The sequence below is a fragment of the Variovorax sp. GW822-FHT04E09 genome (assembly GCF_058800845.1).
The window spans coordinates 14,882-32,715 of the sequence record NZ_JBXAMR010000010.1; the positions used below are offsets into that span (position 1 = coordinate 14,882).

At 70.0% G+C, this 17,834-nt stretch carries 16 protein-coding genes; 3 read left to right on the forward strand and 13 right to left on the reverse strand.

The window, feature by feature from the left end; translation table 11 throughout:
• Window positions 1-47: 47 nt before the first annotated feature.
• Window positions 48-1,331 (forward strand): benzoate/H(+) symporter BenE family transporter, encoded by a 1,284-nt coding sequence (locus tag AC1RL8_RS28465; protein ID WP_492686691.1) that lies wholly within the window; start codon window positions 48-50, stop codon window positions 1,329-1,331.
• Window positions 1,331-2,284, forward strand: a complete 954-nt coding sequence (gshB, locus tag AC1RL8_RS28470; RefSeq protein WP_095743317.1) for a glutathione synthase — start codon at window positions 1,331-1,333, stop codon at window positions 2,282-2,284. The genes AC1RL8_RS28465 and gshB overlap by 1 nt, the downstream gene beginning before the upstream one ends.
• Here gshB and AC1RL8_RS28475 read toward each other — a convergent pair whose 3' ends face one another.
• From AC1RL8_RS28475 to AC1RL8_RS28535, 13 genes are all read right to left on the reverse strand, one after another.
• Complete coding sequence (locus AC1RL8_RS28475; protein ID WP_492686692.1) at window positions 2,285-4,501, reverse strand: TonB-dependent receptor; 2,217 nt, start codon at window positions 4,499-4,501, stop codon at window positions 2,285-2,287.
• Between the two features lie 115 nt (window positions 4,502-4,616).
• Complete coding sequence (locus AC1RL8_RS28480) at window positions 4,617-5,384, reverse strand: class II glutamine amidotransferase (RefSeq protein ID WP_062477710.1); 768 nt, start codon at window positions 5,382-5,384, stop codon at window positions 4,617-4,619.
• A gap of 20 nt (window positions 5,385-5,404) precedes the next feature.
• Window positions 5,405-6,037: a CHAP domain-containing protein gene (locus AC1RL8_RS28485; RefSeq protein ID WP_492686693.1), complete on the reverse strand. Its 633-nt coding sequence runs from the start codon at window positions 6,035-6,037 to the stop codon at window positions 5,405-5,407.
• A 63-nt stretch (window positions 6,038-6,100) separates the two neighbouring features.
• Window positions 6,101-7,213 carry a class II histone deacetylase gene (locus AC1RL8_RS28490; protein ID WP_492686694.1) on the reverse strand — a complete coding sequence of 371 codons (1,113 nt, stop codon included), beginning with the start codon at window positions 7,211-7,213 and terminating at the stop codon, window positions 6,101-6,103.
• Window positions 7,210-8,241 carry a branched-chain amino acid ABC transporter permease gene (locus tag AC1RL8_RS28495; RefSeq protein ID WP_492686695.1) on the reverse strand — a complete coding sequence of 344 codons (1,032 nt, stop codon included), beginning with the start codon at window positions 8,239-8,241 and terminating at the stop codon, window positions 7,210-7,212. Before AC1RL8_RS28495 ends, AC1RL8_RS28490 begins: the two co-directional genes overlap by 4 nt.
• 10 nt (window positions 8,242-8,251) lie before the next feature.
• Window positions 8,252-9,118: a branched-chain amino acid ABC transporter permease gene (locus tag AC1RL8_RS28500; protein WP_062477701.1), complete on the reverse strand. Its 867-nt coding sequence runs from the start codon at window positions 9,116-9,118 to the stop codon at window positions 8,252-8,254.
• A gap of 13 nt (window positions 9,119-9,131) precedes the next feature.
• Window positions 9,132-9,830 (reverse strand): ABC transporter ATP-binding protein, encoded by a 699-nt coding sequence (locus tag AC1RL8_RS28505; protein ID WP_492686696.1) that lies wholly within the window; start codon window positions 9,828-9,830, stop codon window positions 9,132-9,134.
• A complete protein-coding gene (locus AC1RL8_RS28510) occupies window positions 9,817-10,572 on the reverse strand; it encodes an ABC transporter ATP-binding protein (protein WP_492686697.1) in 756 nt (251 codons plus the stop codon). The genes AC1RL8_RS28505 and AC1RL8_RS28510 overlap by 14 nt, the downstream gene beginning before the upstream one ends.
• Complete coding sequence (locus AC1RL8_RS28515; protein WP_307636095.1) at window positions 10,569-11,879, reverse strand: ABC transporter substrate-binding protein; 1,311 nt, start codon at window positions 11,877-11,879, stop codon at window positions 10,569-10,571. The genes AC1RL8_RS28510 and AC1RL8_RS28515 overlap by 4 nt, the downstream gene beginning before the upstream one ends.
• A 107-nt stretch (window positions 11,880-11,986) precedes the next feature.
• Window positions 11,987-12,970 carry a Bug family tripartite tricarboxylate transporter substrate binding protein gene (locus AC1RL8_RS28520; protein WP_062477691.1) on the reverse strand — a complete coding sequence of 328 codons (984 nt, stop codon included), beginning with the start codon at window positions 12,968-12,970 and terminating at the stop codon, window positions 11,987-11,989.
• A gap of 61 nt (window positions 12,971-13,031) precedes the next feature.
• Window positions 13,032-14,486 (reverse strand): amidase, encoded by a 1,455-nt coding sequence (locus AC1RL8_RS28525; RefSeq protein WP_492686698.1) that lies wholly within the window; start codon window positions 14,484-14,486, stop codon window positions 13,032-13,034.
• Window positions 14,487-14,587: 101 nt separating this feature from the next.
• Entirely contained in the window at window positions 14,588-15,577 is a 990-nt protein-coding gene (locus AC1RL8_RS28530; RefSeq protein ID WP_492686699.1) for a helix-turn-helix domain-containing protein, read from the reverse strand.
• Window positions 15,578-15,702: 125 nt separating this feature from the next.
• Window positions 15,703-16,233, reverse strand: a complete 531-nt coding sequence (locus AC1RL8_RS28535) for a MarR family winged helix-turn-helix transcriptional regulator (RefSeq protein WP_070063702.1) — start codon at window positions 16,231-16,233, stop codon at window positions 15,703-15,705.
• 143 nt (window positions 16,234-16,376) lie between these two features.
• On the opposite strand from AC1RL8_RS28535, the gene AC1RL8_RS28540 reads away from it, so the two are divergent.
• Window positions 16,377-17,819 (forward strand): NAD-dependent succinate-semialdehyde dehydrogenase, encoded by a 1,443-nt coding sequence (locus AC1RL8_RS28540; RefSeq protein ID WP_492686701.1) that lies wholly within the window; start codon window positions 16,377-16,379, stop codon window positions 17,817-17,819.
• Window positions 17,820-17,834: the final 15 nt, after the last annotated feature.

Here is a 17,834-nt window from a genome sequence, read left to right on the forward strand (position 1 = left end):
GTTCCGCGGTGTTTCTGGCGAAGAGATGTCGCGGGCAGAATCGCGGCATGCGATTCTTCAAGGACCTGAGCCTTTCGGCCTTCACCGCGGGCTTCGTCGCCGTGCTCGTGGGTTTCACGAGTTCGGTGGCCATCGTGTTCCAGGCCGCCCAGGCCTTCGGCGCCACGCCCGAGATGGCGGCCTCGTGGATGTGGGCGCTGGGCATCGGCATGGGGCTGGCTTCGGCGCTGCCCTCGCTGTGGTGGCGCAAGCCCGTCATGATCGCCTGGAGCACCCCCGGCGCGGCCGTGCTGGCCGTGGCCGGCGCGGGCTACGGCATGGGCGAGGCGGTGGGCGCCTTCATCGTCTGCGCGGTGCTGATCGTGCTCGCGGGCGCCACGGGCTGGTTCGAGCGCGTGATGAACAAGATCCCGATGGCCATCGCCTCGGCGCTGCTGGCCGGCGTGCTCGCGCGCTTCGGCATCTCGGCCTTCACGGCGGCGCAGACCGCGCTGCCGCTGGTGCTGCTGATGCTCGCCACCTACCTCGTGGGCAAGCGCCTGCTGCCGCGCTACGCGGTGCCGCTCACGCTGCTGGTGGCCATCGCCTTCACGGCCGCGCGCGGCGAGCTGGCGTGGTCGGCCGTGCACCTCTCGCTCACCTGGCCGGTGTTCACGGTGCCGGTGTTCACCTGGCAGGCCATCGTGAGCCTGGCGCTGCCGCTGTTCGTCGTGACCATGGCGTCGCAGAACCTGCCCGGCGTGGCGGCGATCCGCGCCAGCGGCTACAGCGACCTGCCGGTCAGCAAGCTCATCACGATCAGCGGCCTTGCCACGCTGGTGCTTGCGCCCTTCGGCGCCTTCGCGCTCAACCTGAGCGCCATCACGGCCGCCATGTGCATGGGCCGCGAGGCGCACGAAGACCCGGCGCGGCGCTACACGGCGGCCGTGAGCTGCGGCGCCATCTATGTGGTGATCGGCCTGTTCGGCGCGGCCGTCACGGGCCTGCTCACGGCCTTCCCGAAAGAGCTGGTCGCGGCCATCGCCGGGCTGGCGCTGCTGGGCACCATCGGCGGCGGGCTGGCGGCGGCGGTGCGCGACGAGGCCCACCGCGAGGCCGCGCTCATCACCTTCCTGGTCACGCTCTCGGGCGTGACGCTGGCCGGCATCGGCTCCGCCTTCTGGGGCGTGGTGGCCGGCGCGGTGGCGCTGGCGGTGCAGCAGGTCGGTCGTGCACAGGTGCAGGTGCCTGTTGAAAAAGCCCCCGCCGGCAAGGACATCGCCGCTTCCGGCAACATGCCGCCAGAAAACCCCTCCACAGCCGCCGCTCCCGGCGCCGGAAAGAACGCCTGATGAAAAACATCCTCTTCGTCGCCGACCCGCTCGATCACTTCAAGATCTACAAGGACACGACCTTCTCGATGATGCGCGAGGCCCAGCGCCGCGGCCACCGCATCGCGGCCTGCCTGCCGCAGGACATCCAGTGGACCTCCGGCGGGCGCGTCTCGGCGGTGGTGCAGCAGATCACGCTGACGGGTGACCCGAAGGACTGGTACCGCGTCGACATCGTCGAGTCGAAGGCGCTGAAGGACTTCGATGCCGTGCTCATGCGCAAGGACCCGCCCTTCGATGCCGAGTACATCTACTCGACGCACCTGCTGCAGCAGGCCGAGCGCGAGGGCGCGAAGGTGGTCAACTCGCCGCGCGCGCTGCGCGACCACCCCGAGAAGCTCGCGATCATGGAGTTTCCGCAGTTCGTCACGCCCACGCTGGTCACGCGCAGCGCGCAGGCCGTGCGCGACTTCCATGCCGAGCACGGCGACATCATCCTCAAGCCGCTCGACGGCATGGGCGGCATGGGCATCTTCCGCGTGAAGCAGGACGCGCTCAACCTCGGCTCCATCGTCGAGACACTCAACAAGGACGGCGCCGAAACCATCATGGTGCAGCGCTTCGTGCCCGAGGTGACGCAGGGCGACAAGCGCATCCTGATCATCGCGGGCGAGCCGGCGCCCTTCGTGCTGGCGCGCATTCCGCAGGGCACCGAGGTGCGCGGCAACCTCGCGGCCGGCGGCAAGGGCGTGGCCCAGCCGCTCACGGCGCGCAACCGCGAGATCGCCGAAGCCATCGGCAAGGTGCTGGCGCCGCGCGGCCTGCTCTTGATCGGGCTCGACGTGATCGGCGACTCGGTCACCGAGATCAACGTGACCAGCCCGACCTGCTTTCAGGAGATCACCGAACAGACCGGCTTCGACGTGCCGAAGATGTTCATCGATGCGCTCGAGGCGCACCTAGCCTCGGCCTGATCAGAAGTCGACCGACGCCGACAGCGTGAAGGTGCGCGGCGCGCCGAGCACGAGGTAGCCGTTGTTCGGGTAGCCGCCCACCGAGGCCCAGTAATTGCGGTTGGTCAGGTTGTCGATGCGCGCGCGCAGCGTCACCAGCTTGCCGGCCACCTCGGTGAGGTAGCGCGCGCCGACATCGAAGCGCGTCCAGCCGGGCACGCGCAGCGTGTTGGCGGCGTCGGCGTAGCTCGGGCCCGTGGCCACCACGCGGCCGTCCAGCGACAGGCCGCGCACGCCCGGCACGTCCCATTCCACGCCGAGGGTGCCCTGCGTCTTCGCGATGCCGATGACGCGGCGGCCGTCGGTCGTGGCGTCGCCCGTGGCGCGCTGCTTGGCGTCCAGGAAGGTGATGCCGCCCATCAGGCGCACGCCCTTGGCCGCTTCGCCGAACGCGGTCAGCTCCAGGCCCTGGTGGCGGTCGCGGCCTTCGGCCACGTAGTAGCCGGCGCTGTTGACGAGGGCGCGCGGCTTGTCGGTGGTGAAGAAGGCCAGGCCGCCGCCGATGCGGCCGCCGTCGAACTTGATGCCGATCTCTTTCTGCTTGGACACATAGGGCGAGAGCTGCGTGCCCGCGTTGCGCACGGCGCCGGCGGTTGACACCGTGGGCGCGGTGTCGCCCTTGCTCAGGCCCTCGATGTAGTTCGCGTACAGCGACACCTGCGGCTGCAGCTTGAACACGAAGCCGGCCATCGGGCTGGTGCGGCTCTTCTCGTACGCGGTGGGCTTGCCGGTGTCGTAGGCGAAGTCGGTGCTTTCCAGCTTCTGGCGGCGCACGCCGAGCGTGAGCTGCGCGCGGTCGTCCAGGAACGACAGGGTGTCGCCGATCGCCAGGCTGCTCAGGCGCGTCTGCGTCAGCAGCGCGGGGTTGTCCATGTCGTTGCCGCGGAACGCGCTCGCCGTGTAGGCCGGGATCGGGTAGCCGACGGGCGCGTACAGGTGGGTCTTCAGGGGGTTGAAGAAGTCCCACTTGTAGGCGTTCTTCTCCTTGAGCTGGTAGTACGAGTACGAGGCCACCACCGTGTGGTTCACCGGGCCGGTCGTGAACTTGCCGCGCACGCCGGCCTCGGCCGTGCGGGTGCTGTCCTGGCGCTGGTTCTCGAAGCGCGACATGTTGCCCATGCCGAGGTTGTTCGTGAGCGTGAGGCCGGCCAGCGCATTGCCTTCGTGGCTCTTGCGCGCGCCGCCGGCGATCCAGGCCGTGACGTTGTCGGTGAGGTCGTACTCGCCGCGCAGCGAGCCGAAAGTGTCGCGCTCGTTGGAGTAGGTCCAGGGCTGCGCGTAGTTGAGCTGGCTGTCGGGCGCGGACGGCACGCGCGTCACGCCGGTGCCGAGCGTCACGTTCGGGCGCGTGCGCGTGAGCCGGTGTTCCTGGTGGCCGAGGTCCGCCGAGATGCGCGCGTTGCGGCTGCGCCAGTCGAAGCCGACCGAGGCCACGTCGAGCTTGACCTGCTCGGCGTCCACGCCGGTGCCGCCGTCGCGGTGGGCCGCGTTCAGGCGCACGCCCAGGCTCTGGTCGGGCCCGAAGCGGCGCGCGATGTCGGTCGACACATAGCTCTGCGAGCCGCTGGCCGTGCCCAGCGTGACCTGCGTCAGCGGCTCGTTCGGCGCGCGCTTGGGCAGCAGATTGATGTTGCCGCCGATGCCGCCGCCCGTGGGCGTGGCGCCGTTCAAGAAGGCGCTCGCGCCGCGCAGCACCTCGACGCGCTCGAACAGCTCCGACGAGATGTACTGGCGCGGCAGCAGGCCGTACAGGCCGTTGTAGGCAATGTCGTCCGAATTCACCACGAAGCCGCGGATGAAGTACGACTCCTGGAAGTTGCCGAAGCCGCGCGCCACGCGCACCGAGGGGTCGTTCTGCAGCACGTCGGCCACGCTTTTGGCCTGCTGGTTCTGGATCAGCTCGTGCGTGTAGCTGGTGCTGGAGAAGGGCGAATCCATCATGTCCTGGGTGCCCAGGATGCCCACGCGCCCGCCGCGCGCCACCTGCCCGCCCGCGAAGGGCTTGGTGAGGCCTTCGGCCGAGGCGTCGGCGCTGGCTTCGACGGTGACGGTGCTCAGCGTGCCGCTGGCGGGGGCCGCCGGTTCGGCGGGCGGTGTCTGCGCCAGGGCCGTCAGGGCGTGAAGGGCCAGCAGCGAGGCGGCCACGGTCGGGCGGAGAAAGAAATGGGGAGCGGGCATGAAAGATCGACCGGATGCAAATGAGAACAGTTATTGTTCATTGTTTGCACTCACTCATCGATACTTTCTTGCGCTGTTGCAAAAAAGTGTCAGCCAAAAGACTGAATGTCAGGCCTCAGCGCGGCATCCGTTGGCCGTCCACGAACACATGCAACTCGCCCGAGGCGAAGGGCGTCCAGGTCTCGTTGGTGGTGAGCGGCGCCGTCACCACCACGGCCACGCGGTCGGTGGGCGTGGTGTGCTGGGCGAAGTCGATCTCCAGGTCTTCATCAGACAACTGCGCCGTCACGAAGGGGTGGCGGCGCTCCACGTACCAGAGGTTGGTGGAGGCATGCGCCCACAGCGCCTGCCCGTTCGACAGCATGAAGTTGAAGGTGCCGTGCGCCGCCAGCTGCGGCGCCAGTTCGCGCAGCGTGAGCGTGAGCTCCTCGACGCTGGGCACGCCCGCGTGCGACTTGGCCAGCTCCTGCATGATCCAGCAGAAGGCGTGTTCGCTGTCGGTGTTGCCCACCGGGTGGAAGTTGCCGTGCAGGCGCGGGCGGAAGTCCTTCAGGTCGCCGTTGTGGGCGAACACCCAGTAGCGGCCCCACAGCTCGCGCACGAAGGGGTGGCAGTTCTGCAGGTTGACCTCGCCCTGCGTCGCCTTGCGGATGTGCGCGATGACGTTGCGGCTTTGAATCGGGTAGCGCCGGATCAGCTCCGCCACCGGCGACTCGCAGGCCGGCTGGTGGTCGACGAAGTGGCGCAGCCCGCGGTCCTCGAAGAACGCGATGCCCCAGCCGTCGGCATGGTGGTCGGTGCGGCCACCGCGCTGCGCGAACCCCGTGAAGCTGAAAGTCACGTCGGTCGGCGTGTTGCAGTTCATCCCTAGCAATTGGCACATGGCTGTGATTAGACCGCGATTCAGGGTTTCGGGGAGGCAGCAGCAGTGGTGGGCAGCCGCAGCCAGCCGAGCACGCGCTCGGTGCCCAGCTGCGTGCGCCCGTCGGCGGTGAGCGCCAGCGACAGGCGTTCGCGCGAGGTGCCGAAGGGCCCGGGGTTCTGCTGCACGATCTCGACCGCGTCGGCGTCCACGCGCGACACGATCGCCACGTGGCCGTAGGGATTGAAGAGCCACGGCGCGAACACCACGATGTCGCCCACGGCGGGCGCCACCGCGCTGCCGTTGCGGTGCTGCACCAGGTTGCGTGCCGCGTTCAGCGCGCCATCGGCCACGGCCGCGTCGAAGAAGGCCTTGGCGTGCCCGCGCGCCTCGGGCATGCGGTGCTGGTGCCGCTCGTAGTAGTAGCGCTTGACGAACTCCACGCACTGCCAGCGCAGGCCGATGTTGTAGCCGTCGGGCGCCACGCTGCGCCCGTCGACGTGGTTGATGGCGCCGTTGTAGTACACCGGCACGCCCTCGAACTGGTCGATCACTTCGCCGGGTGCGTGCGCCGGGTTGACGTTGAAGCGGCTCGCGCCCCACAGGCCGAGCAGGGCGACGAGGACGAGGGCAGAAAGAACGACGACGGTGCGGCGGTTGATGAAGCGGGGCATGGACTCTGAAGCAGGACGCGCGGCCACGGGCCGGCAGCGACGAGCTTAGTCCATGCCGCCGTCTCAGAGCCCGTGCAACGCCGCCATCTCGCCAATCAATTCACGCTGGAACGCATCGAAGCGCGCCGACGGTTGCTGCAGCCCGAAGAAGTCGCTGAACGGGTCTTCCACCTCGGTGCGGTGGCCCGACAGTTCTTCCACCACCGCCAGTCCGCAGAAGGGCACGCAGGCTTCCGAGTAGCCGCCCTCGTGCACCACCACCACGCGCCCGTCGCAGTGCTTCGCGGCCAGCGCGTTGACCTGCCGCATCATCTGGCGGAACGACTCGGGGTGCAGCTGCATGCGCGCCAGCGGATCGACGCCGTTGGCGTCCAGCCCGCTCGCCACCACGATCAGCTCGGGCCGGTAGCGGTCGATCACCGGCGTCACGATGCGCTCGAAGGCATGCATGTAGGCCGCGTGCCCGCCGCCCGGCTGCAGCGGGATGTTGACGTTGAAGCCCAGCCCCGCGCCCGTGCCGCGGTCTTCGGCGCCGCTGTAGCCGGGCGGGAAGCAGTTCTCCTGGTGCAGCGACAGCGTGAGCACGTCGGGGCGGTCGTAGAAGATCTCCTGCGTGCCGTTGCCGTGGTGCACGTCCCAGTCGATCACGGCCACGCGGCCCAGGCCGTGGCGCGCCTTCATGGTCTCGATGGCGACCGCGATGTTGTTGAACAGGCAGAAACCCATGCTGTGCTCGCGCAGGCAGTGGTGGCCCGGCGGGCGCGTGAGCGCAAAAGCGTTGCGGTGGCGGCCCTGCAGCACGCTGTCCATCGCCGCAATGGCCAGGCCGCTCGAGAGCTTCGCGATCTCGTAGCTGCCCGGGCCGAAGGGCGCGACCTCGCCCAGGTCGCCGCCGCCGGCGTCGCTGGCGGCCTTGAACTTCTGCAGGTAGCCGGCGGGGTGCACGCGCTGCAGGTCTTCTTCGCTGGTCATCGGCGCGCTCAGCACGTCGAGCTGCGCGCTCAGGCCCGACACGTCCATCAGCGACTTGATGCGCCGCTTGGAGTCGGGCGACTCGGCCATGCCGCTGCCGGCCATGGGCTGCACCCAGCCGCCCACCGGCAGGAACAGGGCATGCAGCCCGCCGGGCACGTGCCAGAAGGTGCGTTCGTCGTGAAAGAAGGCGGTGGTCTTCATGCGGTGCGTCCTTGCGTGGAGGGAGGAAGAGGTGCGGGCAGCGAGGCTTCGTCGTGCGGTGGTGGATGGCGCTGCACGCTCAGGCCGCGCCAGCCCCAGCGCTCGCGCGCCAGCCCCCACAGGCCGCGCGGTGCCAGCAGCATGACAGCGATGGCGATGCAGCCCATCGCGATCAGGTACCAGCCGCCCGACATCGCGAACCAGGTGTTGAACAGCTCGCGCAGCCCGAAGTAGATGACGGTGCCGATCAGCGGCCCCTCGATGGTGCCGATGCCGCCGATGATCACGATGAACATCGCCGTCACCACCCAGTTGATGTCGAAGGCCGAGTCGGGCGAGACGAACATCGTGCCCATGAAGTGCGCCCCGCCGGCCAGCCCGAAGCCCAGCCCCGACAGCACGAAGGCGATGAAGCGGTTGCGCCACACGTTCACGCCGATGCTGGTGGCGGCCAGCTCGTTGTCGCGCACCGCCATCAGCCCCAGGCCGAAGGGCGAGCGCATCAGCAGGTACACGCCGGCCACCGCCGCCAGGCCGATGGCGCCCGAGATCCAGAACGCGTTCTGCTGGAAGCTCTCGGCCTCCACCAGCCGCACCGCCTGCAGCGGCACGCCCGACTCGCCGCCGAACAGCGGAAACTTGGCGACCAGCAGGCGCACGATCTCGGCCAGCACCCACATGCCGATCGAGAAGTAGGCATCGCGCAGGCGGAACATCAGCGGCGCCACCACCGCGGCCAGCAGCGCGCCGCCCAGGCCCGCCACCGGCACCATCCAGTAGGGCGAGATGCCCAGCCGGTCGGAGGCCACGAACAGCAGGTAGGCGCCGATGCCGGCAAAGGCCTGGTGGCCCATCGACACCAGCCCGGTGTAGCCGGCCAGCAGGTTCCACATCTGGGCCATGGCCAGCGTGATCAGCACCTCGCTGAGCAGGCGCAGCAGGCCGCCGTCGGCCACGGTGGGCGCGAAGGCGATGGCAAGGGCCGCGGCGGTGAAGCCGATCCAGGGGGCGAGGGACGGAGGACGCATCGAAGTCATCTCAGGTACGTGCGCCAGCGATGCCGTTGGGGCGCACCATCAGGACCGCGAAGAACAGCAGGTGGGCGTACAGCGCGCCCGCGTTGGAATCGAGCCGCTGGCCCACGAGCTGCGCCACGCCCAGCGCGATGCCGCCGACCAGCGCCCAGCGGAACGAGCCCAGGCCGCCGATGATCACGACCTCGAACGCGCCCAAGAGCCGCTCCACGCCCGAGAACGGCGTGAACGAGGTGCGCAGCGCCAGCAGCAGCCCCGCCACCGACGCGAAGGCCAGCGACAGCCCCATCACCACCGCATACACATGGCGCGGGCGCACGCCCATCGTGCGCACGATCTCGCGGTGGTCCGAGGTGGCGCGCACCACGAGGCCGAAGCGCGAGTGCTGCAGCAGCCACTGCAGCGCGCCGAAGGCCAGCACCGCGAGCACCAGCACCAGCACCGGGTACCAGCCGATGCGCAGCCCGCCGATCTCGAAGCCGGCCGTGGCCAGCGCGCCGCCGTCGAGCGCGCGCGGGTCGGCGCCGAACAGCTCGACCATCAGGTTGCGCAGCACCACCGCGATGCCGAAGGTGACCAGCACCGGCGTGAGCGGATCGTCGGTGGCCACCGCGCGGTTCAGCAGCAGCCGCTGCAGCAGGTAGCCCATGCCGAAGGCCGCCAGCGCCACCGGCGCGATGAAGAAGAGCGGCGACACGCCGGGAAACTGCGTGGCCAGGAAGACCGCGAAGTACGCCGCCAGCACCACGAACTCGCCGTGCGCGAGGTTGACCATGCGCATCACGCCGAAGACCAGCGCCAGCCCGAGGCCGAAGAGCGCATAGAGGCCGCCGAGCAGCACGCCGTTGATGAGGGTTTCGAGCCAGGCCATGGTGGGGTGGTGTTCAGTGTCCGAAGTAGGCGTTGGCGATCTGCGCCGCGCTGAAGTCGCTCGCGCGGCCCGCCAGCGTGACGCGGCCCTTGAGCAGGCAGTACACGCGCTGCGCGATGCGGCAGGCGCGCGTCACGTCCTGCTCCACCACGAGCAGCGCCGTGCCCTGCGCGCGGATGTCGCCGAAGGCGCGGTAGATCTGCTCGATGACGACCGGCGCCAGGCCCAGCGAAATTTCGTCGCACAGCATCAGGCGCGGGTTGGCCATGAGCGCGCGGCCGATGCTCACCATCTGCTGCTGCCCGCCCGACAGCTGCGTGGCCGGCCGGTGGCGAAACTCCTGCAGGATCGGGAACAGCGCATACACGGTGGGCAGCGTCCAGTGGCCCGTGCGGCCGCACAGCGCGCCCATGCGCAGGTTTTCTTCGACGCTGAGCGAGGGGAACAGCATCCGCCCCTCGGGCACCAGCGCGATGCCCCGGCGCGCGATGCGCTCGGCCGGCTCGGCCTCGATGGCCTGTCCGTCGAAGCGGATGGCGCCGCGGCTGCGCGAGCCCAGCCCGGCAATGGCGCGAATCAGCGTCGACTTGCCCGCGCCGTTGGCGCCGATGAGCGCGGTGGCCTCGCCTTCCGCCACGTCGAGCGAGAGGTCGAACAGCGCCTGCAGGTCGCCGTAGTGGCTGCACAGCTCGCGCACTTCAAGCAGCGACATGGGTGCTCTCCTGCAAGGTGTCTTCGTCGCCCACGCCCATGTAGACCTCGCGCACCTCGCGGCTGGCCATGGCGGCGGCGGGTGTGTCTTCCAGCAGCTTGCGGCCGAAGTTCAGCACCATGATGCGGTCGGCCACGGCCATCAAGGCCTGCGCGATGTGCTCGATCCAGATCATCGCCACGTCCTGCTTCAGCTCGAGCACCAGCGCCACCAGCACCTGCACCTCGGCCTCGGTGAGGCCGCCGGCGATCTCGTCGAGCAGCAGCAGGTGCGGCCGCGCCGCCAGGCCCTTGGCCAGCTCGAGCCGCTTGCGGTCCAGGAGCGGCAGGCGGCCGGCCGGCACGTCGGCGCGGTCGGCCAGCCCGGTGCGTTCCAGCACGGCCCAGGCCTGGCGCGCGGCCTGCGCGCGCGGCAGCCGCGCGGCGAAGGTGGCGGCGGCCAGTGCGTTCTCGTAGGCGCTCAGGTGCGCGAAGGGCTGCGGGATCTGGAAGGCGCGCGCCACGCCCAGCCGCGCCCGTGCATCGGCGCGCAGCCCGACGAGTTCGCGGCCTTCGAGCCGGATGCTGCCCGCGTCGGGCACGGCCACGCCGGTGATCAGGTTGAACAGCGAGCTCTTGCCCGCGCCGTTCGGCCCGACCACGCCCAGGCACTCGCCGCGCGCGAGCGAGAGCGCCACCTGGTCGGCCACGACGATCTCGCCGTAGCGCTTGCACAGGCCGTCGATGACGAGGCAATCGCTCATGCAGCCTTGAGCTGCGACAGCAGCTTGAGCTCGTCTTCCACCGGAATCTGCTTGGCGGTGCTGTTGTGCGTGATGACCAGCTCGTACGGGAACTTGCTGCCCGCCTTGGTCTTGCGCCACTGGCCCGCCACCATCGGCGTGACGGCCACGCTCTTGATCGGGCTGCCCTTGAAGTCGATGCGCCCCACCACCGAATCGAGCTGCAGGTTGGCCAGCGCGTCGCGCACGGCCTTCTTGTCCTTCGGGTTGGTGGCGTTCTTCAGCGCGGCGATGCCGACCTCGAACAGCGCGTGGCCGTAGCCGATGGGCTGCGTCCACTGCTTGCCGGTGGTGGCCTCCCAGTCGGCCGCCAGCGCCTTGGCGCTCTGGCCCGTGAGCGAGGACTTGAACGGGAAGTTGGGCGTCCACCAGACCTCGGTCGACATGCCGTTGCCCGCCGCGCCCAGCGACTCCACCGCGCTCGGGAACAGGAACGACGCGGCCATCGTCACCACCTCGGGCCGGTAGCCCGCCTGCTGTGCCTGCTTCCAGAAGGTGGCGAAGTGGTTGGCGTAGGCAAAGCCCGAGACGATGTTCGCGCGCGCCGCCTTGAAGCTGGAGACCTGGTTGCTGAAGTCGTCGGTCGCGATCTTGAAGAAGCCGCCGTTGGTCTCCTTGTAGCCGCGCTGCTTGGCGCCGCCCGGGATGCCCGTGGCCGGATCGGCGAAGGCGTGGCCCGGGCCGTTGTCGATGTACAGCGTGCCCAGCGTGCGCTCCACCTTCAGCGGCTCCCACATGCCGAAGAAGTTCTTCAGCACGTCGTCGGCGCCCCAGAAGAAATGGAAGGAGAACGGAAAGCCTTTTTGCGGCGTGGAGCCGCGCCCGAAGGTGATGGCCTGCCACGGCCCCATGGTCGAGACCATCGGCACGCCGTTGACGTCGCACAGCTGGCCGGCGGCCAGCGCGGCGTCGCTGTCCTGCACCAGCAGCAGGTCGACCTTCTCGCGCAGCAGCAGTTCGCTGGACATGGTGGCGCCGCGGTTGGCGTCGGACTGCGTGTCGCGCACCACGATCTCCACCTTGTAGGTCGTGCCGCCGATGGTCAGGCCGTCTTTCAGCGCGGCGCGCACGCGCTCCAGGCTCCACGGATCGGCCTCGCCGAAGTTGGCGCGAACGCCCGACAGCGTGGTGAGGTAGCCGATCTTGATGGTCTTCGATTGCGCATGCGCCAGCGCGGGCACGCCGGCCAGCGCGGCCGCGCCGCCGCCGATGACGAGTTGGCGGCGCGTGAGGGCGCCGGAGGCTGCGGGGAAAAGGTCGGCGGACATGGAGGTTCTCCTTGGCGGATGAAGGATGGACAGGTCCGCATCCTCTCTCTGCGCGCCGCCGCGGCGTTATCGAAAACTGGCAAAACGCGGGCCCGTGCCCGCGGATGTCATTCGGGCCGCAGGTTGACCGACTTGGCGATGGCGCGGTAGCGCTCCATGTCGGCCTGGTAGCCGCGGCGCAGCTCGGCCAGCGTCTGTTCGGGCGCCACCTTGCTGCCGCCGAGTTCCAGCGCGCGGCGCAGCTCGGGCTTGAGCATCATCTGGTTGAAGGCCGTGTGCAGCCGCTGCTGCGCCTCCTCGGGCACGCGGTGCGACACCTGGATGCCCGCCCACAGGCTGTAGACGAAGTCGTCCAGGCCCTTGCTGTTGCGGATCAGCGGAATGGCGGTGAAGCGCTCGTGCGGCGCCGAGGCCGCGATGCCCAGCGCCTTGACCTTGCCGGCGTCCAGCAGGTCGGGCACGTTGCCGGCCAACGGCGCAAACACCAGGTCGATCTGCCCGCCCAGCAGGTCGTTCACCAGCGGCGCGAAGCCCTTGTAGGGCACGTGCAGCATCTTGGTGCCCGTCTGCTGCATGAAGCGCTCGCCCAGCAGGTGGTACAGCGACCCGGGGCCGATGCTGCCGTAGCTCAGCTCCTTGGTGTCGGGCCGGCGCAAGAGCGCGATGAGTTCGTCGACGCTGCCCGCGCCCAGGTCCTTGCGCGCCAGCAGCACCATCGAGGTGACGGCCATCACGCCGATGGGGCGGAAGTCCTCGGCCTTGTAGCGCGCGCTGCTGAGCGTGAGCGGCGTGAGCATCAGCTCCATCGGCGAACCCACGAGCAGCGCCGTGCCGTCGGCCGGCGCATTGGCCGCCTTCATCACGCCGAGCGATCCGCTGGCGCCGGGCACGTTGTCGACGATGGCCGGCTGGCCCAGCAACCGCGACAGCTCGGGCGCGGCCAGGCGCGCGTTGATGTCGGAGCCGCCGCCCGCGGGGTAGGGCACGATCAGGTTCAGGGTCTTGCCTCCCAGGCCCTGCGCCAGGGCGGGCAGGGCGATGGGGGACAGGCCGGCGGCCAGGCCGGCAGCAATCAGCGAACGTCTGCGCATGGGTTCTCTCCTCGGGGTGTGTGTGATGTGTCGGAGTACGGAAACAGGGGGCTTGTGGTTGCTACGGCTGCAGCAGCGGCGACTGCACGTTCGCGAAGGGCACGGCCTGGTGCCAGCCGTGCGCCATGCGCAGCACGTCGAGGTCCGCGCCGGGGCGGCCGATGAGTTGCAGGCCCATCGGCAGGCCGCGCGTGCCCTCGGCCTGCGAGAAGCCGGCCGGGATGGCCATCGCGGGCAGGCCGGCGAGCGAGGGGCCGATGGTCACTTCCATCCAGCGGTGGTAGGTGTTCATGGCGCGGCCGCCGACCTCGCGCGGCCAGTGCACGTCCACCGGCAACGGGAACACCTGCGCGGCCGGAAGCACCAGGAAGTCGAAGCGTTCGAAGAGCTTCAGCAGCGCGGCATGCCACTGCGTGCGCGTGACGGCCGCCTCATGCAGCGCGGCGGCGCTCAGGCGCTCGCCTTGCTCGATCTCCCAGCAGGCCTCGGGCTTGAGCTGCGCGCGCGTGGCCGGATCGGCATGCAGCCCGCGCAGCGCGCCGGCCACGATGAAGCCGCGCAGACGCAGCCAGGCGGTCCACAGGGCGTTGAAGTCGAAGGCGGGCACGGCAGGTGCGACGCTGCAGCCCAGCGTGTCGAAATGCCGCAGCGCCGATTCGCACAGCGCCATCACGCCCGGGTCCATCGGCAGGTGGCCGCCGAGGTCGCCGAGCCACGCGATGCGCTGGCCGCGCAACTCCGCATCGAGCGGCTGCGCGAAGGCCTCGCCGTCGCCGGCCAGGCTCAGCGGCGAGCGCGCGTCGTAACCGGCCTGCACCGACAGCAGCCAGGCCACGTCCTCGGGCGTGCGGCCCATCGGCCCTTCGCAGCCCAGCTGCTGGAAGAACAGCTCCGGCCCCGGCCCGGTGGGCACGCGGCCCAGCGAGGGGCGCAGGCCGTAGACGTGGTTCCAGGCCGCGGGGTTGCGCAGCGAACCCATCATGTCGCTGCCGTCGGCCACCGGCAGCATGTGCAGCGCGAGCGCCACCGCGGCGCCGCCGCTGCTGCCGCCGGCCGCGTGGTCGAGGTTCCATGCGTTGCGCGTGGTGCCGAACACCGTGTTGTAGGTGTGCGAGCCCAGGCCGAACTCGGGCGTGTTGCTGCGGCCCACGAAGAGCGCGCCGGCGCGGCGCAGGCGCTCGACCATGATCGCGTCGTGCGGCGTGACCTGCTTCGCGAACACCGGGCTGCCCATGGTGGTCGGCAGGCCGGCGGTGGCAACGAAATCCTTCGGCGCCATCGGGAAGCCGTGCAGCCGGCCCACAGCGTCGCCGCGCGCGCGTTGCGCATCGCAGGCGTCGGCCTGGCGCAGCATCTCTTCGGGCGCTTGCAGCGACACGAGCGCGTTGACCTGCGGGTTGAGGCGCTCGATGCGCGCGAGGCAGGTCTGCATCAGTTCGCGGCACGAGAGCTCGCGGCGTTGCAGGGCGGCGGCGAGCGAACGGGCGCTGGGAAGGGGTGGCAGCGTGGCGGACATATGGCGGTCAACGATAGCGACCGCCTCCGCAAGCAGGTATCAAAAAACGGCAAAACTGGCGCTCCGAAAACCGAGGGATTCCCCTCGGCCCGTGCACCGGATCAGTGCCTCGTGAGCGCCGCGCCGCGCAGCGTCTGCGAGGGCAGCTCGCCGAACTGGCGCCGGTAGTCCGTCGCGAACTGGCTCAGGTGCCAGAAGCCCCAGTGCGCCGCGATGTCCTGCACCGAGCGCGACTCGGGCCGCTTCAGTGCGCGGCGCACGCCGTTCAGGCGCAGCGCCCGCAGGTAGCGCGCGGGGCTCAGGCCCAGCGTTTCCTGGAAGCAGTAGTTCAGCTTGCGCTGGCTCGCACCGATGCGGCTGCACACCTGCAGCATCGACAGCGGCTCGTCGGGCCGCGACATCATCAGCTCGCAGGCGCGGCGCACCACGCGGCGGTGCGCCTCGGTGGCGCGCAGCTCGCGCAGGTCGACGTCTTCGGGCAGCGCGTTGAGCCAGGCCAGCAGCACGTCGTCGCGCAGCTGCACCGTGGCGACGGGGTCGTCGAGCAGGCCGGGCATCGCGTCGAGCGCGCTGAAGGCGCCGCGCAAGGTGCCGCGCAGCGACTGCATGGTGGGGTCGTCGAAGTGCAGCACCACGCGCCGTTCGAGCCAGGCCGGCGGCGCGCGGTCATTCAGGCGTTCGGTGAGCGACTGCAGCAGCGCGTTGTCGACCACGATGCCCGTCAGCTCGAAGCCCGGCGGGCTGCACAGGTCGAGCTCGTCGCAGCGCCCGACCATCACCGACTCGGTGTCCAGCCGCTGGCCCGAGAAGCGCGCCTCGCCGTCCTGCCGGCAGGTGAGGGCGAAGCCGCAGCAGTCGGGGTTCATCTCGCCGTGCTGGCGCAGCGCGCGGTTGGTGGTCTCGCGCACCAGCCGCAGGCCGGGCAGTTGCACGTGGTCGAGAAAGCCGGCGAAGCTGCCGCCCGAGAGCATGTCGCACGCCAGGTGCCAGCCGTTCTGGCCGCTGGCGTAGGCGTCGATGTCGTGCGTGGACAGGGTCCAGCGCGTCGCGACGGTGGGGGCGGGAAGAACGGAGGCGGTCTGGCTGGTCATGGCGGTCCGGCGAAGCGGTGGCAGGGGTGCGAAGACCCGTGCCGGAAGCAATCTCCAGACCAGATTGTTTCGTTGACAACGATCTTAAAGTGACAGGGCAAACCCCTAAGCCACCCGACCGTGGCCTATTCGAGTTCGCCGCTGGGCTCGAAGCCGGTGGTGCTGTCGAACAGCTTCTGCACGATGGTCTGCAGCACCTGGCGCTCGTCCGCCGTGAGCTGCGAAAACAGGCGCTGCGCCGTGTCGTGTGCCAGCGGCACCATGTCGCGGTACAGCGCCAGGCCTTCTTCCTCGAGCGACACGATGACCTTGCGGCGGTCATCGGCCGAGGGGTGCATGTTGGCCAGCCCCAGGTCCACCAGCCGGTGCTGCGCGCGGCTCACGCGGGCCTTGTCCATGCTCGTCTTCTGTGCGATTTCGAGCGCCGACAGCGCACCGTACTTGCCCAGCACCACGACGATGCGCCACTCCGGAATCTGCAGCGAGAAGCGGCTGGCAATCGACTGGCCCACCGTCTGGCTCACGCGGTTGGCGACCACCGAGAGCTGGAAGGGCAGGAAGGTCTCGAGGTCGAAGGCCGGGGCGCTCGCGGCGCTGCTGCGTGCCTTGGGCAGGGGCTTGGCGCTGGGCCGGGAAGGGGTGCGTGAACGGGGCACGGTGAGGTCGTGGCGTGAAGGCGTCGTGAAAGAAGATCGGCGCGGACAGTATAGGAAGGCCCTTGCGCATCACGCACGAGGCCGCGCGAGGTTTGCCAGTTTTCGATAACGCGGCAAGGGGCTCGCTCCCTATCGTGCAGGGCATGGACTACCCCGAACTCGCACTGCACATCGCCGGCCAATGGCGCACGCAGACCGCCGGCGGCCGCCGCGCGGTCGTCAACCCTGCCACTGAAGAAGTCATCGCGCAGCTGCCGCTGGCCGGCCGCGACGAACTCGCCGAAGCGGCCGCGTCCGCGCGCCGCGGCTTCGTGCAGTGGCGCGGCAAGAGCGCGCTCGAGCGCTGCAACATCCTGCGCGCCGCCGCGCAGAACATCCGCGAGCAGGCCAAGACGATTGCGCACGTGCTCACCCTCGAGCAAGGCAAGCCGCTGGCCGAGTCGCTGCGCGAGGTCACGCTGTCGGCCGACATCATCGACTTCCAGGCCGAGGAGGCCAAGCGCCTGTACGGGCGCCTCGTGCCGCCGCGCGTCGAGGGCATCCTCTCGCAGTCGGTGATGCGCCAACCGGTGGGGCCGGTGGCGGCCTTCACGCCGTGGAACTTTCCGGCCAACCTGCCGGCGCGCAAGCTCGCGAGTGCACTGGCCGCGGGCTGCAGCGTGGTCATCAAGCCGGCGGAAGAAACGCCGGGCACCTGCATGCTGCTGGTGCGCGCCTTTCTCGACGCGGGTGTGCCGCCCGACGCACTCAACATGGTGTGCGGCGACCCGGCCGAGGTGTCGTCCTTCCTCATCGACCATCCGGCGATCGCCAAGGTGTCGTTCACCGGCTCGGTGGCCGTGGGCAAGCTGCTGGGCGAGCAGGCGGCGCGGCATGTGAAGCGCTTCACCGGCGAACTCGGCGGCCACGCGCCGGTGATCGTCTGCGACGACGCCGACTTTCCCTTCGCGCTCAAGCAGTCGCTGGCCGCCAAGTTCCGCAACGCGGGCCAGGTGTGCGCGTCGCCGATCCGCTTCTACGTGCCGCGCGCGCGCTTCGGCGGATGGAGCGACGCCTTCGTGCAGGCCGCGCGCGCACTGCGCCTGGGCGAGGGCACCGACCCCGCCACGCAGATGGGCCCGCTCGCGCACGCGCGCCGCATCGAGGACATGCAGCGCTTCGTCGACGACGCCGTGGAACGCGGCGCGCAGCTGCTGTGCGGCGGCCACCGCGCGCAGCGCCCCGGCTTCTTCTTCGAGCCCACCGTGATCGCCAACGCACCGGCCGACAGCCGCGTGATGCGCCAGGAGCCCTTCGGCCCCATCGCCGTGCTGCAGCCGTACGACACGCTGGACGAAGCCATCGCGCAGGCCAATGCCTTGCCCTACGGCCTGGGCGCCTACGCCTTCACGCGCGACCTGCACACCGCGCACCGCCTGGGCGACGCGCTCGAGGCCGGCATGGTCGGCATCAACCACTTCGGCGTCTCGCAGCCCGAGATGCCCTTCGGCGGCTGGAAGGAAAGCGGCATCGGCCAGGAGATGGGCGCCGAGGGCCTGCTGCACTACACCGAGGTCAAGACCCTCACCGTCGGCGTGCCGTCCTGAGCACGCGCATCGAAT